Origin of the sequence: Paenibacillus apiarius, from assembly GCF_017052585.1 — a bacterium.
Lineage (GTDB): Bacteria > Bacillota > Bacilli > Paenibacillales > Paenibacillaceae > Paenibacillus_B > Paenibacillus_B apiarius.
This window is the reverse complement of record NZ_JAFFHZ010000001.1, coordinates 4,714,959-4,741,279: the sequence shown is the minus strand read 5'-3', so window position 1 is coordinate 4,741,279 and position 26,321 is coordinate 4,714,959. Positions and strand designations below refer to the sequence as shown.

Here is a 26,321-nt window from a genome sequence, read left to right as displayed (position 1 = left end):
GCCGGGATAAGGAATAACCGGAGGCTTGCCGCTTCCGGTTATTATAAATTGTCAACCCGATGCCAATGTGCCAGTTCCGGGAGATGCATACACATGAATGGTAAGCTGCACATTGAACGAGTCTGGACTTTCGCTGTCCGATCCAGGCTTATCTATACGGTACGAATGCTGCATAGTCCATTTCTCAATTCGATGCAGCCGCTCTTGCCGCTGTATATCAGACAGCCACGACAACCAGCTCTCGTAATCGGCCGTTCCTTCCAGCTCATATGTCCACTGTTCAAGCGCAGGCTTCGCTTGCTCTTCCTGTGTTCCATTCTCCGCTGCGGAAGATGTGCCCTCCTCGTTATATTCATTTTCAGCGTCTGGTGCCGATCCGCCAGCACCCGCATCCGCTTCACCCTGTCTCAGCTCAGTTGGAACAAGCAGCTGTCGGTCGACGAAGCGCAGCTTCTTCACGTTAATCCCCGTTCTGCGTGATAAATCCCGAACCTCCTGCAGCCATGCGCTCTCGTCATGCCTCGCGGGGACGGACCGATGCCACCTGTGCCAATCGGCTGCAGTGGCTTGGGCCGGATCAGGTTGACTGCGTATGCTTGCGAGCCGCTTTTCAAGCATTTCGATATCTTCCAATACGGTAAGCTGCTGGCGCGCTTCTTGGGCAGGCAGCCATCCGAATACCAAGATAGCAAGCAGAATCAGGCTCCCGCCTGCCCATACAAGAAGCAACCATAGCTTCTTACTCTTTATTGGGGACGGCGTGTGTCTGCTTCTCGTATCCGCCATGTTATTTCGCCGCCTCCCTCATGCCGCGCGGCCGCAGCGTGACGATATACTCCACTTCCAACAACGGTGGCTCCACATTCGTTCCTTGCTCGGTATTGCCTGACCATTGCTGAAATTGTACGGACTGCACTGCGTCCATTGACTGCAAAAGAGCCAGGTAAGCCGCGACAGCATCCGCATCGCGCGTGATGAGTGACATATTGATGATATCAGCCCCGCTATCTGCTATTGAATCCGCGTCAGCCCGCTTCCAAGTCATCGCATCAGGCATCGCATCAGTCCAACGGCTCCACATGTTTCCCCAGTCAAGCCTCTTTGCGATTAATTGATTGGATTGATCCGTTAATTGCGTGAACATGACAGTGACTGGGGTCGGTTCCTTCTGCAGCCGCGCCTCGGCAATCTGACTGCGCAGCCGGTTCATATCCGCCTCCATTCGTTCGGTACCTTGGCGATATTGAATAGTAACGAACGTCAATAACGCAGTAGCCATTATAACGATACCGATTCCGCTCCATAAATAGAGCCGAAAGCGCTGTTCGAGACGCGGACGGATCGGCAGCAAATTAATGAGCTCAGGCTGTGCCTGCGAGGTATTGCGCATTAAGTTCATACGCTCCCTCCTCTGCACGCCAAGCTAACCGGGACCGCGAATGGATAAAGAGGCTTTTCCAATTCGGTCGTAATCGTGTCCGTGTCCGCGAGCTTCCTGAGTGGCATATCCAGCTTCCGTTCCAGCACGGCATACATTTCGATTAAACCGTCCGTATCGCCGCAAATGAATACGAATTGAATCGGCTCGCTCTGCTGCTGGGACGAATAACGGTAAAATTCTATGAGCCGCTCCAATTCCATTGCCAACTCATCGCACACCGATTCATATGCCTCTGTCTCATTCATCGTCGCCCCGGACAAAGGCGTAACTCTGCTTCCGCTCATCGATGTGGAGGCGGATATGTTGATGGACAAGCTCCGCGTCAGACGCAGCTGGCCGCGATGGAACAGGAAAATGTCCGTATGCCTCGCATGTATGCTGGCCATAACATATGTACGGGCATAGTGCGCCTCTGGGAGGCGCGGCAACAATCGATGCACAGCCAATGGCTTAATGTCGAAGACCCGCGGCACCAGCTTGGCAGCTTCCATCGCATCGCGATACCGAATCATCTCCGATTGCGGCACAGCTACCAACAATACATCGCTGCGCGCCTTTGATACAACCTGAGGCTGATCGCGGTGCGTGGGCCTGCGCAGTCCGCTGCGAAGCCTGCTCCATAATGTCGTCATGCGCCATTCGGTTACGATTGTAGCGGCGGCTTCATCGTTCGCGTTGTTAACAGCCGGAACGGGCTCCGGCTCCAATTCTTCCTCTACTTCGTTCCGATCAAGCGGATCTTGCGGATAAGACACAATATCATAGATTGGATCGGAAAATGGAAGGCGCGTGCGCAGCTCAAGCTCCATATCAATCATTTTTTGCAGCTCCGCTTTCACGACCGATGGCAACTGATAATGCCGAATCAGCACAAAAGCGCTCGGAATGCCGAAATGTACCTCGCGCGACTGGAAACCAGCTTTCTCCCACAGATCGATAAGGGCTGCCGTCAAGAGATCCGGGCGAACCACGCGTCCTTCCTCGACGATCCCTGCGCCGAGCGGCAGCCGCTTGACCTGCACGACTTGGATTTCCATCGGTTGTTCTATAATTTCAGCAGCCTGCAGCCACGTATCGTTAATCTCCAAACCTACTCTTCTATTGTTATTCCTGCGCAGCTTCATTCGCACACCTCCTATGCAGCAACGATATATTGAAGCATCGCGTGCAGAACCCCTTCTCCGTACAAGTAGGCCCACCATGCGCCTGCGGCAATGAATGGCGCGAACGGCAAAGAGCGGTCTTTGCCGAAGGCAGGCTTGAAGCATAGCAGCACACAGCCGTACACTAGCCCCAGCACACTCGCTGTGAACAGCGACAACAGCGCTGAAGCTAGACCGAGCACCATGCCAATGAATAGATACAGCTTAATATCCCCTCCGCCCATTCCGCCATTGCTTGCGATCGCAAGCAATAGAAGCAGCCCCGAGCAGACAACGGCTGCGAGCGCATAATTCCACCATGGCAGCGGATGAATGAAACAGCGCATGAACAACCCGAGTCCCATCCCCCATGCAACAATGCGGTTCGGGATGATCCGCCAGTCAATGTCGATCACCGCCACTGCGATCAGGACCGAGCTAAGCAGCGCCCCCACGATCGCTTCCCCGTTCCATGGCATGTTCCAAGCAACGGCGGCGAAGGCGGCACTCGTCAGCAGCTCCACCAAGGGGTAGCGCGCCGCGATCGGCATACCGCAGGAGCGGCAGCGTCCCCGGAGGATTACATAGCTGATGAGCGGAATCAGATCATACGGCCGCACCTGCTCCCCGCAGTGGGTGCAACGCGAAGGCGGAGCCACGACGGACTCCCCGCGCGGCACCCGGTAAGCGACGACGTTAAGAAAGCTGCCGATGCAGAGCCCAAGCAGGGCGAAGCTGACAACCCACATTGCCAGTGCCATTTCCATCATCGTTCCCCCTAAGGAAAAGGTAACTCTCGCGAGTTACCTTTCTGAATGATAAACATGTGAGACTTATGGAGTAGTATCCTTCCAAGTTGGATAAATTATAAGAGTCTTATCAGTAGCGGAAGTATATTTAACATTAATAGATTGCAATGTTTTTCCCTCTGAGTTTTTAGGGGGCTCCTTAATGTATCCCCCTTTAACAAGAGCGTCCATCGTAATTTCCTTACCATTTTCGTCGATTTTTTCTTTTGGATTATCCAAGATATATCGTTGTGCTGCATCCGTCACTATTTTCATCGATGTTGCATCCGATGTATCCTTTGCCTTATCGAACTGACCAATAATAACTACCGCTGCAATTGCAATTATAATCCCCAGAATAACGATAACCGCCAGCAGTTCGATCAGCGTCATCCCCTTCTCGTTGCGAGCGGCCTTCACCCGCTCCTGTACCCATGCCATACTCATGATTTACCTTTCCCCTCTCTAGAAAAATGATATATGTTTTACTTCCGTAAAACCGTTTTGAATCGTGCAGCAGGTCCCCTGTTTGAACCCGCCCCTTCGAATACGGATTACCGCAGATTGTCCATCAGCTTGAACGACGGCAGCATTACAGCCAGCACGATAAAGCCAACGATTACGGCAAGCACGACAATCATGAGCGGCTCGAGCATCGCCTTCAAACGATCAGACATCGTTTCAACGTCGCGCTCGTAAAAATCAGCGACCTTCTCCATCATCTCATCCAAATTGCCGGTCCGTTCCCCGACTGCCATCATCTGCACCAGCATCGGCGGAAACCAAGCATGCTCAGTGAACGTTTCCGTCAACGACTGCCCGCTCTTGATATCTTCACGCGCATCGCGTATGATGCGTCCGTACACCTCATTGCCCGTGACGCGTGCCGCAATGGTCAGCGTGTCCACTATCGGTATCGCTGCGCCGAAGAGCGAAGCGAACGTTCGGGTGAACCGCGCCAGCGCTTGCTTCTGCTGCAGCGTCCCGAACACCGGCATCCGCAGCTTCGCCATGTCCCAAGGGTACCTCATCCGCGGCAGCTTCTTCAGGAACACCCATGCACACGGAAGCAGCGCCATAACCGGAATGACGATAAAGCTATAGATCTGCATGAACTCGCTCATGGCCATCACGATCCGGGTTGGCAGCGGCAGCTCGATGTCCATTGTCGTGAAGCTGTATACGAGCTTCGGAATAACGAAAATCATTAATACCGTGACGACGACAACGGTCATGATGAGCATAATAATCGGATATATCATGGCTGATTTTACTTTCTCGCGTGTTTGGTGCTCCTTCTCATAGAAGACGGCCAACCGCTCCAACATCTCGTCCAGCTTTCCCGATGCCTCGCCAGCCTTTACCATGTTGACGAACATTTGACTAAATACGCATGGATAGCGTTCGGCAGACTGTGACAGCGGCGTCCCCGATTCCAAGTCTTCAAGCACCTGCTGCAGCACCTCGCCGAATGACTTGTTGCCCGCCTGCTCTGCAAGGATGCGAATGGATTCCGCGAGCGGAATCCCGGCACGCACCATCGTGGCGAACTGCCGGCAAAATACGGTCATCTCCCCTACCTTCACACGCGGACCGCCGAGAGCAATATCGCGGTGCAGCCAATGACCTTTGCGATCCTCAAGCTTCGTAACCCACCAATTCCTTGCTTGCAGCTGCTCAGCCGCTTGTTTCTTCGTCGCCGTTTTCACGACGCCGCGCCGGGATACACCATATTCATCAATGGCCTGGAAATGAAAATCAGGCATTACTAACAACCTCATTTCACCCAAATATATAAGCGTTTTAATTTAGTGAGCGCTTCAATCCGCAGCTTCAAGTTCTCCGCCTCTGTCGATATCCGATTGAATCGTATCATAAGCTATGAGTCCGCTGGCCGCCGCCTCGGCAAACGCTTGGGAAAAGGTAATCATCCCGTTGGATCGGCTTGTCAGCATAATGCCCGGCAATTGATGTGTCCTGCCCGAGCGGATGCAGTGCGCTACTGCTGGAATATTGACCAGCAATTCAAATATCCCTATCATCCCCTTACCGAACTGCCTTCGGACCAAACGCTGCGCCACGACGCCAACCAGCACCGACGCCAATTGCGAACGGATATGCGGCTGCGTCTCGCCCGGGAAGCTGTCGATGAGCCTATCGATGGCCATGGCGGCATTGGACGTATGCAAAGTTCCAAATACAAGATGCCCCGTCTCAGCAGCGGTCAGCGCTGTCGAGATAGTGTCGTTGTCCCTCATTTCTCCGATGACGATGATGTCGGGGTCCTGCCTGAGAGCAGCACGCAAGCCATCATAAAACGTAGGCGTGTCAACTCCAATTTCCCGTTGATGAACAAGTCCTTGCTTTGAACGGTGCAACTTCTCTACCGGGTCCTCCAGTGTCACGATATGAAGCGGCTTCGTCCGGTTCAGCTCGTTCACGAATGCGCCCAACGTAGTCGACTTCCCGCTGCCCGTCGGACCGACGACAAGCACAAGTCCTTGCTTCTTGTGAATGAGCTGCCGCGTGGTCTCCGGCAACCCCAACGAATCGATGGATGCCGTCCTGCTATGCACGATCCGGGCCGCAATACACGGACATCCCTGCATACGGTATACATGCAGACGAATGCGAACGGCCACGCTGTGCTGGATTGCCGCATCCACATCCCCACGGATGACGAATTGCTGCCACTGCTGAGGCGACAATAACCCTTCGCACAGCTCCGTACAGTCCGCCTCTGTCAGAATGCGGTTACCCGTCGCCTGCAATTCGCCCATTACGCGCATCATCGGGGGCATATCAGGTGACAAATGCAAGTCTGAAGCTTCCTTGGCCACCGCAATTTCCAACCATTCAGACCAATGTTCTAAAATACTCATTTAGTTATGCATACCCCTTTCCAGACGTTCCTCATCAGCCGGGCTCGCCACGCGGAACACCTCGCTTATCGTCGTTAGACCATCCGCCGCTTTGCGCAGACCATCCTCGAACAGAGAGGCAAAGCGCTGCGCCGCCGCCGCCGCGCGGTATTCGCTATCCGGACGTTTTTTCATGGTAAGCATCCTCAGCTTGTCATCCATCGTCAGCACCTCATGAATGGCCAGTCTTCCCCGATATCCTGTTCGTGCGCATGCTTCGCAGCCTTCGCCACGGCGCAACCCATCGGCCGGCAACTTATATCGTCCCAACCACCCTCGCTCCTCCAACGTAGGCTGATAGGGCCGCGCACATTGCGGGCATACTTTCCGCACGAGCCTTTGTCCGGCGACACAGAGCAACGAAGAAGAGACGAGATACGGTTCTACTCCCATGTCCATCAAGCGTGTCATCGTATTAACGCCGCTATTCGTATGTAAAGTGCTCAGTACGAGATGTCCGGTCATCGCCGCGCGAATGGCGATTTCCGCGGTTTCCAAATCGCGAATTTCTCCGACCATAATAATATTCGGGTCTTGGCGCAGCATCGCCCTTAATCCGCGGGCAAAGGTCATCCCGATTGCCGCATTGACTTGCACCTGATTGATTCCCGGCAGCTGATATTCGACCGGATCCTCAATCGTCATGACATTGATGCCCTCGTGATGTAGCTGGGACAGGGCCGCATATAAAGTTGTCGATTTGCCGCTGCCGGTCGGTCCGGTCAGCAGCACAATGCCATATGTAGATTGTATTGCTTGTTGAAATTGGGTTAAATTGTGCGGGGTGAAACCGAGCTGTTCCAACCCGGTCAGGCCATGGTGCTGATTGAGCAGACGCATGACGACTTTCTCGCCATGGATAGTTGGAAGAGTGGAGACGCGAACGTCCCATTGAGCATGATCGTGGAGCCATTCGAACCGGCCGTCCTGGGGCAAACGGCGTTCAGTCAAGTTCAAGTTGGCCAAAATTTTGATTCGGGCAACAATGACATTCTGCATATGTTTGGGCAGCGTCCGCTCGGTACGCAGCACGCCATCCACACGATAACGAATCACCAGTTCATCATCTTGAGAATCGAGGTGAATATCGCTTGCCCGCATAATAACCGCTTGTGTAATCAATTGATTTACCGTTCTGACAACCGGGGATTGCTCGTCTTCAAGTTGGGCGGATAATGATTCTTCTTCGTGGAGCTGCAACTGCTGCAGCATCTCGTCCACCGATTCCTGCATTCCGTAATAACGGCGAATCGTGCGCGCAAGCTCCTCACGCGAGGCAATGGTCGGTTCAATCCGGTATCCGGTCGCAAGACGCAGCTCCTCGATAGCATAATAATCCAGTGGATCTTCCATGGCTACGATAAGCTTCGATCCGTCGATTCGGACAGGAAGGACCCGATATTGTTCGGCAAGGCGCTGTGATATAAGCTCGATGGCATGCTGATCGATCTGTTGACGGTATAGCTGGATGTGCGGAATCCCAAGTTGGAATTCCAACACCTCGATTAATTGCTGCTCATTAATGAAGCCTTCCGACAGCAAAATATCTCCCAGCCGGCCTTTCCGCTTGGCTTGTTCCGCCAAGGCATGCTGCAATTGGGATGGGGTGATGAGACCGACTTCGACCAATAATTCTCCGATTCGCTTGCGCTGTTTCATGAGTCACACCTCATACAGAGTAATTACGACTATTCCCCGCCTCAAACAATAATACTATATACCTATAATTATAAGCGCTTAAACTTTTTCTTAGTGCTATATAACCACACCTTATTCTTATTGTCAATATATCCCACATATATATTTTAAATTTCATTTACATTTCACAACTGTTATCCATAACAGTGTCGATATCGTTCGAAATATTGCCATTTCTCTAGTAAAACATCTAAAAATTGAGCTAAAGAAGGATCAAATTTCGAGCCAGCAATGCTACGCTGACCTGTACTTCCTTCCACTCTCCCTCACGTTCAGAAGAGGCCTGGTCCAGAATGTCTTTTCGACTGAAACGAGATCGGAGAGGAGCCTGCAAACAGCAAAAAAACCAGCACCGCCCTGGTGCTGGTTCGTACAACATGCAGCCGTTAATCGCTGCACGTCTCTGGATCCTCTGGTGTTGCCGCCTCCACATTAATTTTATCCGACACCGTATCCCGAATGACGGACATGATGAGCTGCAGCAAATAGTTGACATCGCTCTGACTCTGTTGAAATTCAACAACGAGCGGAATGTTGTCCAGTTCATCTTGGAGCGCTGTGATTTCCTTTTCAATCTTATCCACCATCTGCTCGTTCTTGAACGATTTGAAGGCGACGATTTCCTTCTGCTTCTTCTTGATGAGGGGGATGAGCTCCTGCACACGATTATGCTGTTGAATCAGCTTCTCTGCCTGCTGGTAATGCTGCACTTCGTCAGTGGTGCATATCAACTCGGCCATTTGCTTGGCCTTTGCCATAATATCTTCACGCACGAGCAGATCGCGCGTATTGAACGAGGGAATCCCGCAGCCCGTCTGATGGGCTTGTTGCGAATCCTGCGGCGAAGATTGTGATTGTTGCGACAATGAGAACCTCTCCCATCTGTTTCGAACTAGTGTATTGGAAAATGTATCAAGCACCCTTGTTCATTGTAACCTAAAAAGAGGAAAATTTTAAGAACTTATTTGCATCCGTTCTGTGACAAGCTCGCCTTTAATGTAGAATGACATGACATCATACACCTTGACATGGACGAACTGGCCGATCAATTCCTTCGATCCGGCAAAATGAACGAGCTTGTTCGTGCGCGTCCGACCGGATAAAATATCCGAATTGTTCTTGCTTTCGCCTTCCACGAGCACCTCTACTGTTTCGCCAAGCAGCTTTTCATTGCTCTTGCGGCTGAGCTGCGTCATCAACTCATTCAGACGCTGCAATCTGGCCTTCTTGACATCCATCGGAACGTTGTCTTCCATACCGGCTGCCGGCGTTCCTTCACGCGGCGAATAGATGAACGTATAGGCAAAATCAAACTCTACTTCCTTGACCAGCGACATCGTTTCTTCGAATTGCTCGTCACTTTCACCAGGGAAGCCTACAATAATATCAGTCGAGAGCACGACGTCGGGAATCGCCTTTTTAATTTTGCCGGCCAACTCCAGGAACCGTTCACGATCATACTTACGGCTCATTTTCTTCAATATTTCACTGCTTCCGGACTGTACCGGCAGATGGATATGCTCCACCAAATTGCCGCGCTTCGCCAGCACTTCGACCAGATGATCATCGAAATCACGCGGATGGGAAGTCGTAAATCGAATCCGTGGGATGTCGACCTTGCGAATGTCATCCATCAGATCCCCGAACGTGTATTTCATGTCTGTAAAATCTTTGCCGTACGCATTGACGTTCTGCCCTAGCAAAGTAATCTCTTTAAAGCCTTGACGGGCAAGCTCGCGCACTTCCGCGATCACGTCCTCAGGACGGCGGCTGCGCTCTTTGCCGCGGGTATAAGGAACGATGCAATAGGTGCAGAACTTATCGCATCCGTACATGATGTTCACCCAACCGCGCATGCCTTCGCGCTTCTTCGGAAGATTCTCGATGATGTCGCCTTCTTTCGACCACACTTCGACAACCATTTCCTTATTGAACAAGGCGTCGCGCACCAAATAAGGAAGACGGTGAATATTGTGGGTACCGAAAATAATATCGACAAAGTGGTGCTTTTGCATAATGCGGTTGACTACATTTTCTTCTTGCGACATACAGCCGCATACCCCGAGAACGAGACCGGGCTTTTCCAGCTTCAAGGTCTTTAAATGCCCCAGTTCACCGAAGACTTTGTCCTCCGCATTTTCCCGAATCGCACAGGTGTTCAGCAAAATGATATCCGCTTGCTTGCGTTCATCGGTCTTCTCATACCCCATCTGCTCGAGCAGCCCGCTCATCGTTTCCGAGTCGTGCTCGTTCATCTGACAGCCGAACGTATAGATTAGATATTTCTTGCCGTTCCCGAGACCTTGCAGCTCTTCCGCGACTGCATTGTCGTAATGCACTTGAATGTCTTGCTTGCCGCGCTGCTTCTCTTCACGCTGATTCGGCTCCGAAATAATGTTGATTTCACGACCATTTATTCGTATACGTTTACCGTGCTCATCCTCGGAAATAACTTTTGCGTTCGAGAAATCAAAATACTTGGAGTAATCCTTTGGCTTTTTGCTCATGTCGGCCACTCCCTTTTCTTGGTTTGTAATGGTATTTTCCTCTTATTCATTCTCTGTATAATCATCATGTTGTTAGGCAGTAGCTAAAAAAAGCATTACTTCAAATTATATCATTAGGGGAATTGAACATCAATTCTGTGATAGGCAAAATCTCTTTTTGACAGCAGTGTCGCTACTCATTGCAACGCTCCCGATATCATCATACAAAAAAATACAGCATGTCCAATCTCGACATGCTGCATTCTCTGTTATGACCTATTGAAATGTTATTCGCATATTAGGCAATGATTTCCGCAGTATCGCCGTTCTTGACGCCTGCAGCGTTAGCTTCATCCGTATCGATGTGCATATCAAGCGCGAAGTTCGGAGAGACGCGTGCGATTACATTCTCGAACACGACCCCGCGTTCGCCGCCAACAGAAACACGGAGCTTTTGCTTGTCTTGAATGCCGAATTTTTCAGCATCTGAAGTATGAAAGTGAATATGACGGGCAGCGACGATAACGCCATCTTGCAATTCAACTTCCCCTGCAGGCCCTTTAACCAAGATGCCTGGAGTTCCATTAATGTCGCCGGATTCGCGCACAGGAGCTTTCACACCGATCGCAAAGGAATCCGTACGGGAAATTTCCAATTGGGAAGCCGGGCGTGCCGGTCCCAAAATACGAACTTTATTAAAGGATCCTTTCGGTCCGATAACTTCAACGGTTTCATTCGCAGCAAATTGTCCCGGTTGAGACAACGGCTTAAATTCCGTCAATTGATACCCAGGTCCAAATAATGCTTCGATATGTTCTTGGGTTAAATGAATATGGCGAGCAGATACGCCGACAGGTACAGTTTTCATTTCTCATCCACCTCACGTATGTGTTTCTCTAGCTAGTACCAACTCATATTATACTACTTATACTAGAAAAATAAACAAGACATGCGTCAAATGACGCATGTCTTTTTCAACAATTATTTGAATTCTGCCACCAATTTCTCGAAATCCGCAGACGAAAGTTGCAAATCTTGCTTGGCAAGCGGTTCCGGACGGAAGCCCACCACTTGGTTCTCGTAGCTCTTTCTTGTCTTATCCTGATATATAAGTCCTGTAATCATCCCGCCGGATTCCATCAGCTTCGTCATGGCCATAATTCGGTTAGAAGGGTCATAGCTCTCTACCGTATTCAAGTTGACGATGTTCTCCTTGAACCAATCATATGTGTTAATCTTGTTGAAGGTAACACATGGGCTGAATACATTAATGAACGAGAAGCCTTCATGCTTGATTCCTTCCTCAATGAGCGACGTCAGTTGCTTCAAATCGCTGGAGAACGACTGGGCAACGAAGGTTGCACCGGATGCCATCGCAATTTCGAGAGGTGACAGCGTCGATTCGATGGCGCCTTCCGGCGTGCTCTTTGTCTTGAAGCCCACTGCGCTTCGCGGAGACGTCTGCCCCTTGGTCAACCCGTAGATCTGGTTGTCCATTACGATGTACGTAATGTTCACATTGCGGCGAATCGCATGCACCGTATGCCCCATCCCGATGGCGAAGCCGTCTCCGTCACCGCCGGAAGCGATAACCGTCAAGTCGCGGTTGGCCAGCTTCAAGCCTTGAGCTATCGGAAGCGCGCGGCCATGGATGCTGTGAAAGCCGTATGCGTTAATGTACCCGGATATGCGGCCGGAGCATCCTATTCCGGACACGACCGCTAATTGTTCAGGCTCTAAGCCGACGTTGGCCGCTGCGCGTTGAATGGCCGCTTGAATCGAGAAATCACCGCAGCCCGGGCACCAATTCGGCTTCACATTGTTGCGGAATTCTTTAAACGTTGCCATTCTATACCAACTCCTTGCTTTGGTTGTACAATTCCGAAGGCAGGAACGGTGTGCCATCGTATTTGTTAATTCGGCGCATCTTCTCGCCGAACCCAACATTCAGTTTGATTTGATCCGCCAATTGACCGGTCGCATTGTTCTCGATGACGACGATGGCTTGCGCTCGTTCTGCATGCGGAGCGAACAAATCCGATGGGAACGGGTAGATTTGCCGGACCGTAATATGATTCGTCTTGATGCCATCGGCTTCAAGCCTTGTCCGCGCTTCATCAATCGTTCCGCCTGTGGATCCCATGCCGACCAAGAGCAAATCCGGATTCTCATGAGGAGCGTCCGCATGAATCGCATTCGAAATGTGCAGCCCATTCAATTTATTTAGCCGTTTGTCCATCATATTTTTGCGGTTAACCGCGCTTTCCGACGGACGTCCCGTTTCGTCATGCTCAACGCCCGTTACGTGATGCAATCCGCCCTTCTCCCCCGGGATTACGCGAGGAGAGATGCCGTCTTCGGTGATCTCGTAACGCTTGAATTGCTTATGCTCTTCTAACGGCGGCAACTCGCTTACCAGCTTGCCGCGGTCAATGACGATTTGCTCGTAGTCCAGCATCTCGCAGGACTGCTTGCCGAGAGAGAGTTGAAGATCCGTCAAGACGATGACCGGAACTTGATATTTCTCTGTCAAATTAAACGCTTCAATCATATCGTAGAAACATTCTTCTATCGAACTTGGCGCTATAACAATCTTCGGAATTTCACCGTGCGTCGCATAGATCATGGCGTTCAAGTCGCTCTGCTCTTGCTTAGTCGGAAGACCCGTGCTCGGACCTCCACGCTGGGTGTTGACAATGACGATTGGCGTTTCCGTCATGCCGGCCAAGCCGATAGCTTCCGTCTTCAGCGATAACCCCGGTCCGGCAGACGCTGTCATCGCCCGCACACCGCCATAGTTCGCTCCGATTGCCATCGTTATGGCAGCAATCTCATCCTCGGTCTGGATAACCGTTCCGCCGAACTTCGGCAGACGCTTAATTAGATATTCCATGATTTCAGACGCAGGCGTAATCGGATAGGCCGCCATTATCCGGCAGCCGGCAGCCAGTGCGCCCAAACCAATCGCATCGTTGCCGATCATGAATAGCTTCTGCTTGCCGTCTGCGGGCCCCAATTGGAACTCAGTCAGCGGCCCGCCCGCTTGCTCCAGCACGAACTCTGCGCCGCGGCGCGCCGCTTCCACGTTTTTCTCCACGACAGCCGGGCCCTTCCGTCCGAATTCTTCTTCGAGCGCTTTGTTAAATACTTCGAGCGGCAATCCAAGCAGTGCCCACGAAGCGCCCGAAGCAACCATATTTTTCATCAGCGAAGCGCCCAGCTCTTCGGCGATCGCCGTAAATGGAACCGCGAACAGCCGTGCATCGTTGCCTTCCGGAACGACCGGGTTGAATTTCGCGTCTGCTACTATGACGCCGCCGGAACGCAGCTCTTGAACGTTCAGATCGATTGATTCCTGATCGAATGCGACCAAGATATCCAAATCATCCGAAATCGCTCTAATCGGCTTCGTGCTGATGCGGATTTTATTGTTCGTATGTCCACCCTTAATACGGGAAGAAAAATGACGATAGCCGTATAAATAATATCCAAGACGATTTAATGCCGTCGAGAATATACGGTCCGTACTTTCTACGCCTTCCCCTTGTTGACCCCCGATTTTCCAAGACAATTGACTAATCAAGCTCGCCCACTCCTTTTGAAAGGTGACTCGCGCTTGCACCCTCATGGATGCACACCAAAGTTCGATAAAATGTAACAAGTAAAAAAATAGTAATGGTTGAGTCACTCTCATTCTATGTCCGGGGGTATGAAAAAGCAAGCGTTTTCCCCGTTGTCCACGATAGCAACTTTCGATGGATATGATACCTTCGCGAGATGAATATTTGTCTCATTCATCTTTTGCAGGCAGATTTGTCTTTAAAAATTGCAAGGCATTAGTGTGAGCGATCTGCTTGACAAATGTCGACGAATATCTTTTGTCCAGTTGTTCCAGCAGATGAACGTATTGTCCCGCATGCTCCAGCTTGTCAATTTTGCGGTCAATGCCGTCAAAGTCAGAGCCGAACATCACATGGTGCTCACCGCCCAGCTCACAGATGCGATCAATGTGCCTAATCAAATCATCAATCGTTACCGTTTCCGCAGCCTTAATGAAATGAGGCACGAACGTTACACCGATACGCCCGTTACGTTCAATTATTGCTTGAATCTGCTTATCTTTCAAATTCCGAGGATGCTCGAACACATGAGCCGAATTGGAATGAGAGGCGAATATCGGCCGTTCCGTCAAATCGAGCAATTCCCAAAAGCCATTCTCATTCAAATGCGACACATCAATCATCAGCCCCAGCCGATCGCATTCGCGAATGAACTGCCGCCCTTTGCTCGTAAACCCGCCCTGACGCGGCTCCATTGTCCCGTCCACCGCCCAATTGGCATGATTCCATGTTAACCCGACAAAGCGCGCGCCCAGCTCATAAGCCGTGCGGACATAGACCATATCCCCTTCCAGGCCGTCCACGCCTTCCAGCGACAAGAGCGCTCCTATACAGTCAGCATTCTGTTCCCATCGTTCAACATCTTCCCGATAGCGTATGTATTCCACTCCAGGCAAAGCATTGATTCGTTCCCGCAACAAATCAATGCAGCGCAGCACCTGCGAAAAGCGAGGCGGACCGGATATAAGAGAATCTTCCAAAAACAGAGCAAACACCTGCATACCCACTCCGCCCTGGATCATCCGTGGCAATGTTACATCAAGTTCATCCTCGCGATCAAAATGAATGCTTCCTTCGTACAACATTTTATACAAAACATCGCAATGGAAATCTATAATTCGGTTATTCATTCTATTTCTCATCCTCTCTTGTTCTCATCCTCTCTTGCGCATGTGCCGCCCTATCGATGGCCAGTGACTCGCAATGCCTTACGCCTGTCCGATTAAGCGCCGAGTTTATAACAAGCTGGCTTGCCTGTTCAGTAAAATAGAAAACCTCTTATCGGGGCCATTCGCAGATGAGCGACCGCGCTTAGAGGTAATTTTCATCGTATAATGATAAAAAACCTGCTTACATCGTAAACAGGCCAAGAAAGTCCCTGGGTCATTTCCATGTCTGCGTACTATCTAGGCTCTACAATTAACTTGATTGCCGTCCGATCTTCACCATCAATGACAATATCCGTGAATGCAGGTATGCAAATCAAATCCACACCGCTTGGTGCGACGAATCCCCGTGCAATCGCGACCGCTTTAATCGCTTGATTCAAGGCCCCGGCACCGATTGCTTGCAGTTCGGCTGCTCCCCGTTCGCGCAAAACCCCTGCTAACGCTCCAGCTACCGAATTTGGATTGGATTTTGCTGAAACCTTTAATACTTCCATGGAAAGTACCTCCTCGGGAATGTTAGGGTTTGACTCCAATACTACAACATATTCGAGAAACGCCCAAAAATTCCTGCTATCTTGATCCTCCCCGGCTCCTCTGCCAACAAAAAAGACGTTCGTCAAACGAACGTCTAGCTCATAATCCAATCATCTTCGCGCACGCGCACCTTTTCCATCTTAACGGCTAGCCCCGTCGCTTCGTCGATGTCCACAACTACTGCATGGAACTGCCATTTACCTTCATCGACGACGAACCGGACCGGGAGCTGTGTCTTGAACTTGCGCAGCACCGCTTCGCGCTCCATTCCAAGCACGCCTTCCTTGGAGCCGACCATGCCGACATCCGTCAAGTATGCTGTGCCCTGAGGCAAAATCGTGTCGTCGTTCGTCTGCACGTGCGTATGCGTACCGACAACGAGCGATGCGCGTCCATCCAAATGCCAGCCCATCGCAATTTTTTCGGACGTAGCTTCCGCATGGAAATCTACAAGAACTGCTTTGCGCTTCTTGCCCAGCGACTCGAGGATCTCATCCGCTTTCCGGAAGGGACAATCGATGGCCGGCAGGAATGTGCGTCCTTGCAGGTTGACGATGACCAACTCTTTGCCGTTTACCTTGATGGATGCATACCCCAGCCCTGGCGTGCCCGGCGGGAAGTTGGCTGGCCGCACCAAGCGCTTCTCGTCATCGATCCATTCGAAAATATCCTTGTTGTCCCAAGTATGGTTGCCCATCGTAAAACCATGAATACCGAGATCGGCGAACTCTTTAATAATGGCAGCTGTTACTCCGCGTCCGCCTGCAGCATTTTCCGCATTGGCGATAATGATGTGGGGATTGTATTTCTGCTTGAGTGACGGAAGGAGCAGCTTGACCGCTTTACGCCCCGTATTCCCTACAATATCACCAATAAACATCACTTTCATGTTGAACAAGGTCCTCCTTAAAAGGGAGAAGTGGCCCTCAGGGCCACTTCTCCTAAATCCCATATATCCATGTTATTTCGCATATTCCACAGCGCGGGTTTCACGAATAACCGTTACTTTAATATGACCCGGATAGTCTAGCTCGCTCTCAATCTTCTTCGTAATATCTCGAGCGAGGCGGTAGGCTTCCGCATCATCGATCTTATCCGGTTGGACCATGACGCGAACTTCGCGACCGGCTTGGATTGCGTACGATTTCTCCACGCCTTCGAACGACTCTGAAATGTCTTCCAACTTCTCCAGCCGTTTGATGTACGTTTCGAGCGTCTCCCTGCGCGCTCCCGGTCTTGCTGCTGAGAGGGCATCCGCCGCTCCGACCAGCATGGCAATGACGGAAGTTGCTTCACAATCGCCGTGATGGGATGCGATACTGTTGATGACTACAGGATGTTCTTTATACTTTTTCGCCAACTCTACGCCGATTTCGACGTGAGATCCTTCCACTTCGTGATCCAACGCTTTTCCGATGTCATGCAACAATCCGGCACGTTTCGCCAATGTTACATCTTCGCCGAGCTCTCCTGCCATCAGGCCGGCAAGATAAGCCACTTCCATGGAATGCTTGAGCACGTTCTGACCGTAACTCGTACGGAATTTCAGACGGCCCAAAATCTTGATCAAGTCAGGATGCAAGCCGTGTACGCCAACTTCGAACGTCGCTTGTTCCCCATATTCGCGTATCCGTTCGTCCACTTCCTTGCGGGATTTTTCCACCATCTCTTCGATCCGCGCTGGATGAATACGCCCGTCGGCGACAAGCTTCTCGAGCGAAGTCCGTGCGATTTCACGACGGATTGGGTCAAACCCGGACAAAATGACTGCTTCCGGCGTATCGTCAATAATGAGATCGATACCCGTCAATGTTTCGAGCGCACGGATATTGCGTCCTTCCCGTCCGATGATGCGTCCCTTCATCTCTTCGTTCGGCAACGCAACAACGGAAACGGTCGTTTCTGCCACGTGATCCGCGGCACAGCGTTGAATAGCCATCGTAATAATCTCGCGTGAACGCTTGTCCGCTTCTTCTCGTGCTTGCTGCTCGATTTCTTTAATCATTTGTGCCGTTTCATGACGCACTTCCTGTTCCACGTTCGTCAAGATGATGCTTCTCGCATCTTCCATGCTCAGGTTCGAAATGCGTTCCAATTCAGAAACTTGCTGCTGACAAATGCGATCGATCTGCTCTTGTGTCTCTTCGATCCGCTTCTCTTTGTTAGCCACTTGTTCTTCTTTACGTTCCAGCGATTCTAACTTTTTATCCAACGACTCTTCTTTTTGCAGCAAGCGTCTTTCTAGACGTTGAATTTCGTTCCGGCGTTCGCGGATGTCTTTCTCCGCTTCGGTGCGAAGTTTATGGATATCGTCTTTTGCTTCGAGCACCGTTTCTTTCTTCAGTGCCTCAGCTTCTTTGCGCGCGCTATCCATAATTTGCTCCGCGGCGTGCTCGGCACTCGTTATTTTCGCTTCCGCAAGCGATTTGCGAATCAGGTATCCGATTCCAAACCCCAAGAACAATGCAGCCACAACGAGAACGATCGCGAGCCAAATGTTAATCTCCATTGCCTCACCTCCCCGTTGGTTGCTCCAAGCACTGCTTGGGTCAGGTTTCATTTTCGGTTGTTCACATGTTCCATATTCGAATTAAGCTTGTGACCGGCGTCTCTACGCCGGCGAAGGTGCATGCTTCGACATACACCGGCGCCGCCCAAAGGCGACAATCGGAAATCTTCAAATTGGCGAAATGAATCATTAGAAATCAATTTCTGGAAGGGGAAATTGATTTCGTGATAATAAAGATACATGTTCATTTTATTATTCATGAAAAGATATTGTCAAGCTAATGCCGCAAGCCGGCATTTTACTTCCCGTCTTCCCCGTCCCATTCACCATTCTCAGTTTCCTGCTCATCCGCCGCCTGGTAAGCGGCGCGGCGGGCTATATCCATTGGATACCCTCTTCTGGCCAAGAAAGCCGCCACCTTCTGCTTGCGAAGATGAGGTTCCCCCTTGGTTTGCCGCCATTTCTTATGGGCGGCCTGCATGGCGCTCTCCCATTCCTGTTCAGGCTCTATCGCATCGATGGCGGAACTGATATGCCGCTCGGGAATGCCCTTCTGCTTCAACTCGTGCTGTATCCAGCGGCGCCCCTTCATATGGCGGGTAACCCGCTGATTGGTCCATTGATGCGCATACGCCTGATCATCGACCAGCCACTCCCGCTCCAACCGATCCAGCACCTCCTGAATGATACCCTCTTCATAGCCCTTCTGAGCCAGGTTACGGGCCAGTTCCATCCGGGTTCTAGGTTTGCGCTGCAAATACTTGATCGATTGAACGTAGGCCCTATTCCCTTCGTCTGCGCGCAATATCTCGTCCAACGAGTCAAGCGATAGCTCCGTTCCTTTCAACAGGCGATATTTAATCATCACTTCCTCATGCACATTTAGCGGCGAAGCTTGATCCAAATGAATAATATATCGTCCTGCCTGCTTCTCATCACGCTCGACCCGGACGATGGATACGATACGTTCCTTCTCGCTCACGATGCTCTCCTCCATCCGTGTTCATTTCGCTCTCTCGGATGAGCAAAATATGTACAAAAACAAGCACCTTCAACAAACTTGAAGGTGCTTGTCCATAACAATGATGATTACTCGTCTACTTCCAGTTCAAATGCTTCCTCATCATCTTGTTCGGCAGAAGCGTTCTGCGGAATTGTCGTCGTTAAATTGCTGGCATCACGAATCTTCTTCTCAATAACTTCGGAGATGTCGCGATGCTCCTTCAGAAATTGCTTTGCATTCTCGCGGCCTTGACCCAAGCGTTCACTGTCGAAGGAGTACCATGCGCCGCTCTTCTGAATAATATCCAATTCTGTACCGATATCGACGATGCTGCCTTCGCGGGAAATTCCCTCACCATACATAATATCGATATCCGCTTGCTTGAACGGAGGCGCAACTTTATTCTTCACGACCTTGATGCGCGTTCGGTTACCGATCATGTCGTTCCCTTGCTTAATTGTCTCTACACGGCGCACATCGAGACGCACGCTGGAATAGAACTTCAACGCGCGACCGCCCGGAGTCGTCTCTGGGTTACCGAACATAACGCCGACCTTCTCGCGCAGCTGATTAATGAAAATAGCAATCGTCTTGGACTTGCTGATGGCGCCGGACAGCTTACGCAAAGCTTGAGACATCAAGCGCGCTTGCAAGCCGACATGGGAATCCCCCATCTCTCCTTCAATCTCTGCCTTCGGTACAAGGGCGGCAACGGAGTCGATAACGATAATATCGACGGCACCACTGCGCACGAGCGCTTCGGCAATTTCAAGTGCCTGCTCTCCTGTATCCGGCTGGGACAAAAGCAACTCATCGATGTTAACGCCCAGCTTGCTTGCATACAACGGGTCCAAGGCATGTTCCGCATCAATGAATGCAGCTTGTCCGCCTGTCTTCTGTACTTCAGCAATAGCATGCAGCGCAACCGTCGTCTTACCGGAAGATTCTGGTCCGTATACTTCAACGACACGGCCTCGCGGCAGTCCACCTATACCTAATGCTATATCTAATGCTAACGATCCGCTCGAAACGATCTCAACTTGCATATGATTGGATTCGCCGAGTTTCATAATCGAACCTTTACCGAATTGTTTCTCAATTTGACGCAATGCCATTTCTAATGCAGCGCGGCGATCTGACACAAACTCACTTCCTTCATTCGTTTGTTTGATACATACATCATACCGTGTTTCAGCCGGTTTGCCAAGCATTTTTTCGAACATACATTCGTTTATTTTGCGCAAAACCACCTTCCGGCTCCTGTTTTTCCATTTTTATTCAAATAAAATCTATGCAGTGCGCACAAAAAAACCGCAACAAAGTAATATCACTTTGTTACGGTTCCTCCGTTAACTGTTAATTCCATTATACGTTATGCGGCAGCAGAAGTAAAGTTTATCCATATCCTTGCAATTTGCGCCATAAGCGGTACATTACGGCATTCACCGTTCTAATCCTTATCGTGTCGCGATCCCCGCTCAGGCGAAGCTCTTCGACATGCGTGTCCTTGCCCTTTTCTCCGATAGCAATATAGACAAGCCCTACCGGCTTGCGCTCCGAATGGCCCGGCCCGGCAACCCCTGTAATCGCAATCGTGAAATCCGTGTCCGCAATGTCCAGCATACCCTCCACCATCGCTTTGGCCGTTTCAGAGCTGACCGCTCCCGGCGCGTTCTCCCCTTCCAACAGCTCATGGGGCACGCCGAGAATCCGTTCCTTCATTTCGTTGGAATACGTTACCGCTCCGCCAAGAAACACTTCCGAGCTTCCCGGCACCGACGTTATCATTTCCGCAAACAAGCCTCCCGTGCAGCTTTCAGCGGCAGACAACGTCATTTGGAGCTGGATGAGACGGTTGACGAGCACTTCGATCATTGATACGTCTTCTGTTGCGAACAGATGCCGTCCGAGACGAGTCGTGATTTCCGTTTCCACTTCGCCAAGCTTGCTTGCAGCCTGGGCCGCATCATCGCTCTTCGTCGCCAGACGGACGAGCACTTCCCCTTCTTTCGCGTATGTCGCAATCGTCGTATCCCCCTGCGCCTCGATTAAATCGCGGAGGGCATCCTCCAAGCTGGATTCGCCGATGCCTGCAAACTTCAGCATGCGCGTATATAGCATCGATGCATCAAGCAATCCATTGTCTTTCATCCAAGGAATGACCTGCTCCGCGAACATCGGCTTCATCTCGCGCGGAGGCCCGGGAAGAACGATATATGCCACACCTTCATGAACGATCGCGTTCCCGATCGCCAAGCCCGTCCTGTTGGGAAGCACGTCCGATCCTTCAATGACGAGCGCCTGGCGTTTATTGCTTTCCACCATTGGAGTGCCGCGCCCCGCAAACATTTGCTCCATCCGGTTCAATGCATCCTCGTCGTAATGCAGCTCGCATCCCAGCAATTCAGCCAATACATCCTTCGTTAAATCGTCCATGGTAGGCCCGAGTCCGCCCGTAAACAAAATGACATTGGAGCGGCTTCGCGCCACTTCGATTGTGTGGCGGAGCCGCTCGGCATTATCGCCAACTACCGTCTGATAATAGACATCAACTCCGAGAAGAGCCAATTGCTGCGATAAATATTGTGCGTTCGTGTTTACAATTTGCCCTAATAGAAGTTCCGTTCCGACAGCAATCATTTCGGCTTTCATATGAGACACCATCCTTCATCCATATCTGAATCACCCAAGCTTTCTTTGTATACAAATGCCAGGCCCTATCTGTTCAGCCGCCGCAATCTCATCAACACCTTGTCCGGGCCTGTCGCGCATAAGAAAAGAACTTTGCCCATGAAAAAACAATAGGCCTTCTTTCCTCGATCCACTCTACAGTCGACGTCATAGAAAAAAGCACCTATTGCCCTCTCTCGGTATGGAAAAGTTCACTTTTTAAACAGACGCTTTCATGCCGCTACGAAAAGTGAAGCACTTTTTTATTTTTCACAAAATAATCGATACCCGAATACACCGTAATCAATGCCGCCATCCAAGTTGCAATGACATCGAACGGAAAATTGATAAACGCGAACGGGAAATTATTCAGCAGCATTGCCACGATCGCGGTAATCTGGGTGGCTGTCTTCCATTTGCCCCATTTGCTGGCCGCTACCACGGTCCCTTCCAGCAAAGCGACTTGGCGCAAGCCAGTAACCGCAAACTCACGGCTAATAATGACGACGGCGATCCATGCGTCACATTTGCCCATTTCCACGAGCGAAATCAGGACGGCAGCTACCAAAAGTTTGTCCGCTAGCGGATCAAGCAGCTTGCCGAGATTCGTAACCATCTTGCGTTTGCGGGCAATATAGCCGTCTAATCCATCCGTGCTGGCTGCAATAATGAAGATTAACGCCGCAATTATCTGGTTGTATGTGATATAGAAGTCCTCGACTCGTATCGGTGGCAAGTAATCAAAGTTCACCAATAGAAAGAACATCATTATCGGCACAAGAAAAATGCGTGCTAACGTAATCTTGTTCGCCAGATTCACGAGACACCCTCCCCGGCTAAATCGAATTCAAGAGCATGCGTAATCCTTACTTGCGTAATATCACCAATGCTCAGCTTCGAATTGGAAATAAACACTTCACCGTCAATTTCAGGCGCGTCGAATTGCGAACGGCCGATATATACATCGTTGCGTCCGTCATAACGTTCCACGAGCACTTCCACGATCTCGCCAATTCGCTTCTCGCTCACCTGTTTTGACACTTCACGCTGGATTTCCATCAACGTGTTCGCGCGCCACTCCTTGACTTCATCCGGCACGTGATCCGGCAAGCGCGTCGCTGGCGTTGATTCCTCCGAAGAATAGGTAAACACGCCAAGACGGTCGAATTTCATTTCTCGCACGAAATTGCACAATCCTTCAAAATCCTCGTCGGTCTCCCCCGGGAACCCGACAATGATCGAGGTGCGCAGCGCGGCGCCTGGAATGCGCTCGCGGATTTTGCGAACCAATTCACGTGAATCCCGTTGACGGCCTGGGCGGCGCATCCGTTTCAAAATATTGTCTTCGCTATGCTGCAACGGCATATCGATGTATTTGCAAATCTTCGGATTGCTAGCAATCGCTTCGATCAATTCATCCGAGAAGAAGCCCGGGTAGGCATAATGCAGACGCACCCATTCCACCCCTGGAACCTCGCTCACTCTGTTCATGAGTTCAGGCAATTTAAATCCATCGTACAAATCTACGCCGTAGTTCGTTGAATCCTGGGCAATGAGACTGAACTCTTTGACGCCTTGATCGGCCAACAGCTTCACTTCGGCCAAGATTGAGTCCATCGTGCGGCTGCGGAATTTGCCGCGCATAATCGGAATGCTGCAAAATGTGCAGTTGTTGTCGCAGCCTTCCGCAATCTTCACGTAGGCGGTATATCTGGGCGTTGCCACTTTGCGGGGCAAAATCCGATCGTAATCGAATACCGGATTGCCGACTCGCACAGGCTTGCTTCCTTGGAGAGCTTCATCCACAATATCATTAATTTTATCGAAATCGCCCGTTCCGACGATTCCATCAATTTCCGGCATTTCTTCGAGCAGCTGCTCTTTATACCGCTGCGTCAAGCAGCCAGAAACGATAAGAGCCTTCAACGCAGCCGTTTCTTTCAAATCAGCCAAGCCTAGAATGGTATTGACCGATTCTTCCTTAGCGGCATCGATAAACCCGCACGTATTAACGATAATGACGGTAGCGTCCTCTGCCTTCTCCACTAGCTCATATCCACGTTCGTGAATCAAACCGGACATAATTTCCGAATCAACCAAGTTTTTGTCGCAGCCCAAAGTCACGATTTTAATCTTTTCTGTCATTTATACATCCCCCATAGAAAATTGCAGCTCATCCTGTTCGTTACGGCAACGAGTCGCTTTAAATGCATTGCTTCCCCATCCGATTGTTTATATTTCTAGTCTAGCAACAATCATGCTGCTTTAAACGCATTTCTATCTCATCAAGTATAATACAGGGCTGTCTTTCTAGTCAAAAACCAAAAAAAAGCCCAGCATCCTCTGATACTCTGCTTGAGAGGTGTGGGCTATAACTTTAACGGTAATTCGTAAATTGCAAGTCGAGCGGTAAATCCGCTCCTCTTAACAACTGCATTACCGCTTGCAGATCATCTTTGTTTTTGCCGGTTACCCGAATTTGGTCCCCCATAATTTGACTTTTCACTTTCAACTTCGAGTCCCGAATTAAAATATTGATTTTTTTCGCGATATCCTGTTCGATTCCCTGCTTCAGTCTGATGCGTTGCCGCACAGTTGCTCCCGCTGCGGGTTCCAATTTTCCATATTCGACATTTTTAAGAGAGATGCCGCGCTTTACCATTTTGGATTGTAAAATATCAATGACACTCTTAAGCTTATATTCATCATCGGAAATAATGACTAGTTCCTCTTTTTCTAAAGAAATGCTGCTCTTGCTTCCCTTAAAATCATATCGGGTTTCAATTTCACGTTCCGCCTGTTTAATGGAATTGCTTAATTCCTGCATATCCATATTGGATACAATATCGAATGAGTTGTCTGCCATCTCTTGCCTCTCCCTTCCGTTATGCCTATTAGAAGTTGGCCAAAAAGTCGCCTTTTTGATCAACCTCTAATGAAAACATTATGTAAAACAGCACAAAGGCATTCCTCTGCGGACCTGCGTCAGCAAAAGAATACCAGTGCGCTACACGACTTCTACAGGTTCCAAATGTTAGTACCGGCTGCGCTCTGGCGTACGGAACATATCCAGCACGCCAAGCACGACATGCGCTAAGCCGAATCCTAAAATACTGTAACCCCATGCGCTTGGCGACAAATAATAACCCAACAAGCTGACGACGACACCAACGCCTGTGACGACCCAACTAACTGCCATGCTCGACACCTCACTTGTGAAGAGATATAATAATCGCCGCAACGATTATTCTCCCCTGCCAAGATGACATTATGCCGTCGGCCCTGCTTGATCATTTATCCATAAACGGTTGGCATTATGGCGTGCTTGTTCCGTTCGTTCCCGAGTTGCCAGCACCTTCCGCCCCTCCGGTTTCCTCCTGGAGCTTCCGGGCTTCTTCATATGGAATCAGCTTCAAATTCATGTTTTTCAAGCCAGCCACATCACCGTCGGGTATTACTTCCCCAGCGATCTTCACAGTGATGACATCGGCCCGTCCCATCCGAATCGCCATTCCTTTTTCAGGCAGCTCGTATTTCACGGTTTTCCCATCTTCCAAGTTCTCATAATACAGACGCTCGCCCGAACGGTTGCCTACAAATACACCTAACCAACTGTATCCGCCCGCAGCCGTTATTTCGACCTCCAACTTCCCGTTGTCCGGAGCGGCAACCACAAAATAGTCCTCGCTTCGGCTTGACTTCTCAAGCACGACAATCGGCTTGGGTTCGGGCTCCGGCTCTTCCTGCGTTGCCGGCGGCTCTGTGCTTGTACCGGCTCCGTTACCGCCGGCAGCACCGCCTTTGTTGTCCTCGCCGGCTATTGGGGGCGTCGACTCCGTATCGGTAATCTTTGTATCCTCCGCAACTTGATTGTTCGGCGCATCCGATGTTTTTACTATGAAAAAGTACACGATTACAGCAATAAGAATAACGAACGCCCACATCAGCAGCGTCGTCGCCCATCTCCCGAATCGGTCCGAATGCTGAACACTCCGTTTCTTCCGAATGATCGGCTCGCTATTGGTCTCCGGCTCCGCAGCAGGAATATCATTGCGGTAATATTGCAATATTTCTTCCGGATTCAAGCCTACCGTCTCTGCGTACGTCTTCACGAAGGCGCGCACGTAGAACGAGCCCGGCAGCACTTTATAATCCCCTTCTTCAATCGCTTCCAAATAACGCTTCCGAATCTTAGTAGCTTCCTGGACATCGTCTAACGAGAGGCCCTTCTCAAGCCTGGCTTTCTTCAACAGCTGTCCTAATTCTGACACAACCTCACCTCCTGTCTGGAATATCATGTTGCTGAGTATGTTCACAAAGCCCCTTTTGATCATGAAGAT

At 50.5% G+C, this 26,321-nt stretch carries 25 protein-coding genes; all 25 read right to left on the bottom strand.

The window, feature by feature from the left end; translation table 11 throughout:
- Nucleotides 1-51: 51 nt before the first annotated feature.
- Nucleotides 52-786, bottom strand: a complete 735-nt coding sequence (locus tag JSQ80_RS21190) for a hypothetical protein (protein ID WP_087432925.1) — start codon at nt 784-786, stop codon at nt 52-54.
- A 1-nt stretch (nt 787) separates the two neighbouring features.
- Complete coding sequence (locus tag JSQ80_RS21185) at nt 788-1,399, bottom strand: hypothetical protein (protein WP_206096582.1); 612 nt, start codon at nt 1,397-1,399, stop codon at nt 788-790.
- Entirely contained in the window at nt 1,396-2,565 is a 1,170-nt protein-coding gene (pilM, locus tag JSQ80_RS21180; protein WP_206096581.1) for a type IV pilus biogenesis protein PilM, read from the bottom strand. Before pilM ends, JSQ80_RS21185 begins: the two co-directional genes overlap by 4 nt.
- An 11-nt stretch (nt 2,566-2,576) precedes the next feature.
- A complete protein-coding gene (locus JSQ80_RS21175) occupies nt 2,577-3,353 on the bottom strand; it encodes a prepilin peptidase (RefSeq protein ID WP_240463740.1) in 777 nt (258 codons plus the stop codon).
- 63 nt (nt 3,354-3,416) lie between these two features.
- On the bottom strand, nt 3,417-3,818 hold the full coding sequence (locus JSQ80_RS21170) for a prepilin-type N-terminal cleavage/methylation domain-containing protein (RefSeq protein WP_206096580.1): 402 nt from the start codon (nt 3,816-3,818) through the stop codon (nt 3,417-3,419).
- A 107-nt stretch (nt 3,819-3,925) separates the two neighbouring features.
- Nucleotides 3,926-5,137: a type II secretion system F family protein gene (locus JSQ80_RS21165; RefSeq protein ID WP_206096579.1), complete on the bottom strand. Its 1,212-nt coding sequence runs from the start codon at nt 5,135-5,137 to the stop codon at nt 3,926-3,928.
- Between the two features lie 54 nt (nt 5,138-5,191).
- The gene (locus JSQ80_RS21160; protein ID WP_206096578.1) at nt 5,192-6,253 is read right to left on the bottom strand and encodes a type IV pilus twitching motility protein PilT; all 1,062 of its coding nucleotides are present in this window, start codon (nt 6,251-6,253) and stop codon (nt 5,192-5,194) included.
- Nucleotides 6,254-7,951 carry a GspE/PulE family protein gene (locus JSQ80_RS21155; RefSeq protein WP_206096577.1) on the bottom strand — a complete coding sequence of 566 codons (1,698 nt, stop codon included), beginning with the start codon at nt 7,949-7,951 and terminating at the stop codon, nt 6,254-6,256.
- A gap of 425 nt (nt 7,952-8,376) precedes the next feature.
- A complete protein-coding gene (locus JSQ80_RS21150) occupies nt 8,377-8,856 on the bottom strand; it encodes a YlbF/YmcA family competence regulator (RefSeq protein ID WP_087432917.1) in 480 nt (159 codons plus the stop codon).
- 87 nt (nt 8,857-8,943) lie between these two features.
- Nucleotides 8,944-10,497, bottom strand: coding sequence for a tRNA (N6-isopentenyl adenosine(37)-C2)-methylthiotransferase MiaB (miaB, locus tag JSQ80_RS21145; RefSeq protein ID WP_087432916.1), 1,554 nt, complete (start codon nt 10,495-10,497; stop codon nt 8,944-8,946).
- 277 nt (nt 10,498-10,774) lie between these two features.
- Nucleotides 10,775-11,344, bottom strand: coding sequence for a phosphate propanoyltransferase (pduL, locus tag JSQ80_RS21140; RefSeq protein WP_087432915.1), 570 nt, complete (start codon nt 11,342-11,344; stop codon nt 10,775-10,777).
- Nucleotides 11,345-11,457: 113 nt separating this feature from the next.
- Nucleotides 11,458-12,324, bottom strand: a complete 867-nt coding sequence (locus JSQ80_RS21135) for a 2-oxoacid:ferredoxin oxidoreductase subunit beta (RefSeq protein ID WP_087432914.1) — start codon at nt 12,322-12,324, stop codon at nt 11,458-11,460.
- A 1-nt stretch (nt 12,325) separates the two neighbouring features.
- Nucleotides 12,326-14,059, bottom strand: a complete 1,734-nt coding sequence (locus JSQ80_RS21130; RefSeq protein ID WP_206096576.1) for a 2-oxoacid:acceptor oxidoreductase subunit alpha — start codon at nt 14,057-14,059, stop codon at nt 12,326-12,328.
- 207 nt (nt 14,060-14,266) lie between these two features.
- Nucleotides 14,267-15,226: a dipeptidase gene (locus JSQ80_RS21125; protein ID WP_206096575.1), complete on the bottom strand. Its 960-nt coding sequence runs from the start codon at nt 15,224-15,226 to the stop codon at nt 14,267-14,269.
- Between the two features lie 272 nt (nt 15,227-15,498).
- Nucleotides 15,499-15,759, bottom strand: a complete 261-nt coding sequence (locus JSQ80_RS21120) for a stage V sporulation protein S (RefSeq protein ID WP_006286829.1) — start codon at nt 15,757-15,759, stop codon at nt 15,499-15,501.
- Nucleotides 15,760-15,893: 134 nt separating this feature from the next.
- Nucleotides 15,894-16,688, bottom strand: a complete 795-nt coding sequence (locus tag JSQ80_RS21115) for a TIGR00282 family metallophosphoesterase (protein ID WP_206096574.1) — start codon at nt 16,686-16,688, stop codon at nt 15,894-15,896.
- Between the two features lie 72 nt (nt 16,689-16,760).
- Nucleotides 16,761-18,308, bottom strand: coding sequence for a ribonuclease Y (rny, locus tag JSQ80_RS21110; protein WP_087432910.1), 1,548 nt, complete (start codon nt 18,306-18,308; stop codon nt 16,761-16,763).
- Between the two features lie 298 nt (nt 18,309-18,606).
- Nucleotides 18,607-19,290: a RecX family transcriptional regulator gene (locus JSQ80_RS21105; RefSeq protein WP_206096573.1), complete on the bottom strand. Its 684-nt coding sequence runs from the start codon at nt 19,288-19,290 to the stop codon at nt 18,607-18,609.
- Between the two features lie 107 nt (nt 19,291-19,397).
- A complete protein-coding gene (gene recA, locus JSQ80_RS21100; protein ID WP_087433076.1) occupies nt 19,398-20,453 on the bottom strand; it encodes a recombinase RecA in 1,056 nt (351 codons plus the stop codon).
- Nucleotides 20,454-20,706: 253 nt separating this feature from the next.
- On the bottom strand, nt 20,707-21,963 hold the full coding sequence (locus tag JSQ80_RS21095; protein WP_206096572.1) for a competence/damage-inducible protein A: 1,257 nt from the start codon (nt 21,961-21,963) through the stop codon (nt 20,707-20,709).
- A 259-nt stretch (nt 21,964-22,222) separates the two neighbouring features.
- Entirely contained in the window at nt 22,223-22,801 is a 579-nt protein-coding gene (gene pgsA, locus JSQ80_RS21090) for a CDP-diacylglycerol--glycerol-3-phosphate 3-phosphatidyltransferase (protein ID WP_087432907.1), read from the bottom strand.
- Nucleotides 22,798-24,126 (bottom strand): 30S ribosomal protein S12 methylthiotransferase RimO, encoded by a 1,329-nt coding sequence (gene rimO, locus JSQ80_RS21085; RefSeq protein ID WP_087432906.1) that lies wholly within the window; start codon nt 24,124-24,126, stop codon nt 22,798-22,800. Before rimO ends, pgsA begins: the two co-directional genes overlap by 4 nt.
- Nucleotides 24,127-24,358: 232 nt before the next feature.
- Nucleotides 24,359-24,847, bottom strand: a complete 489-nt coding sequence (locus JSQ80_RS21080) for a YajQ family cyclic di-GMP-binding protein (protein ID WP_087432905.1) — start codon at nt 24,845-24,847, stop codon at nt 24,359-24,361.
- Between the two features lie 168 nt (nt 24,848-25,015).
- Entirely contained in the window at nt 25,016-25,180 is a 165-nt protein-coding gene (locus tag JSQ80_RS21075; RefSeq protein ID WP_176392757.1) for a hypothetical protein, read from the bottom strand.
- A gap of 115 nt (nt 25,181-25,295) precedes the next feature.
- On the bottom strand, nt 25,296-26,252 hold the full coding sequence (locus tag JSQ80_RS21070; protein ID WP_206096571.1) for a helix-turn-helix domain-containing protein: 957 nt from the start codon (nt 26,250-26,252) through the stop codon (nt 25,296-25,298).
- Nucleotides 26,253-26,321 lie beyond the last annotated feature (69 nt).

Excerpts from the sequence above, each read along its gene's own strand:
- JSQ80_RS21190 (WP_087432925.1), bottom strand. The coding sequence starts at position 786 with ATGGCGGATACGAGAAGCAGACACACGCCGTCCCCAATAAAGAGTAAG.
- JSQ80_RS21185 (WP_206096582.1), bottom strand. The coding sequence starts at position 1,399 with ATGAACTTAATGCGCAATACCTCGCAGGCACAGCCTGAGCTCATTAAT.
- pilM (WP_206096581.1), bottom strand. The coding sequence starts at position 2,565 with ATGAAGCTGCGCAGGAATAACAATAGAAGAGTAGGTTTGGAGATTAAC.
- JSQ80_RS21175 (WP_240463740.1), bottom strand. The coding sequence starts at position 3,353 with ATGATGGAAATGGCACTGGCAATGTGGGTTGTCAGCTTCGCCCTGCTT.
- JSQ80_RS21170 (WP_206096580.1), bottom strand. The coding sequence starts at position 3,818 with ATGAGTATGGCATGGGTACAGGAGCGGGTGAAGGCCGCTCGCAACGAG.
- JSQ80_RS21165 (WP_206096579.1), bottom strand. The coding sequence starts at position 5,137 with ATGCCTGATTTTCATTTCCAGGCCATTGATGAATATGGTGTATCCCGG.
- JSQ80_RS21160 (WP_206096578.1), bottom strand. The coding sequence starts at position 6,253 with ATGAGTATTTTAGAACATTGGTCTGAATGGTTGGAAATTGCGGTGGCC.
- JSQ80_RS21155 (WP_206096577.1), bottom strand. The coding sequence starts at position 7,951 with ATGAAACAGCGCAAGCGAATCGGAGAATTATTGGTCGAAGTCGGTCTC.
- miaB (WP_087432916.1), bottom strand. The coding sequence starts at position 10,497 with ATGAGCAAAAAGCCAAAGGATTACTCCAAGTATTTTGATTTCTCGAAC.
- pduL (WP_087432915.1), bottom strand. The coding sequence starts at position 11,344 with ATGAAAACTGTACCTGTCGGCGTATCTGCTCGCCATATTCATTTAACC.
- JSQ80_RS21135 (WP_087432914.1), bottom strand. The coding sequence starts at position 12,324 with ATGGCAACGTTTAAAGAATTCCGCAACAATGTGAAGCCGAATTGGTGC.
- JSQ80_RS21125 (WP_206096575.1), bottom strand. The coding sequence starts at position 15,226 with ATGAATAACCGAATTATAGATTTCCATTGCGATGTTTTGTATAAAATG.
- JSQ80_RS21120 (WP_006286829.1), bottom strand. The coding sequence starts at position 15,759 with ATGGAAGTATTAAAGGTTTCAGCAAAATCCAATCCAAATTCGGTAGCT.
- JSQ80_RS21115 (WP_206096574.1), bottom strand. The coding sequence starts at position 16,688 with ATGAAAGTGATGTTTATTGGTGATATTGTAGGGAATACGGGGCGTAAA.
- rny (WP_087432910.1), bottom strand. The coding sequence starts at position 18,308 with ATGGAGATTAACATTTGGCTCGCGATCGTTCTCGTTGTGGCTGCATTG.
- JSQ80_RS21095 (WP_206096572.1), bottom strand. The coding sequence starts at position 21,963 with ATGAAAGCCGAAATGATTGCTGTCGGAACGGAACTTCTATTAGGGCAA.
- rimO (WP_087432906.1), bottom strand. The coding sequence starts at position 24,126 with ATGACAGAAAAGATTAAAATCGTGACTTTGGGCTGCGACAAAAACTTG.
- JSQ80_RS21080 (WP_087432905.1), bottom strand. The coding sequence starts at position 24,847 with ATGGCAGACAACTCATTCGATATTGTATCCAATATGGATATGCAGGAA.
- JSQ80_RS21075 (WP_176392757.1), bottom strand. The coding sequence starts at position 25,180 with ATGGCAGTTAGTTGGGTCGTCACAGGCGTTGGTGTCGTCGTCAGCTTG.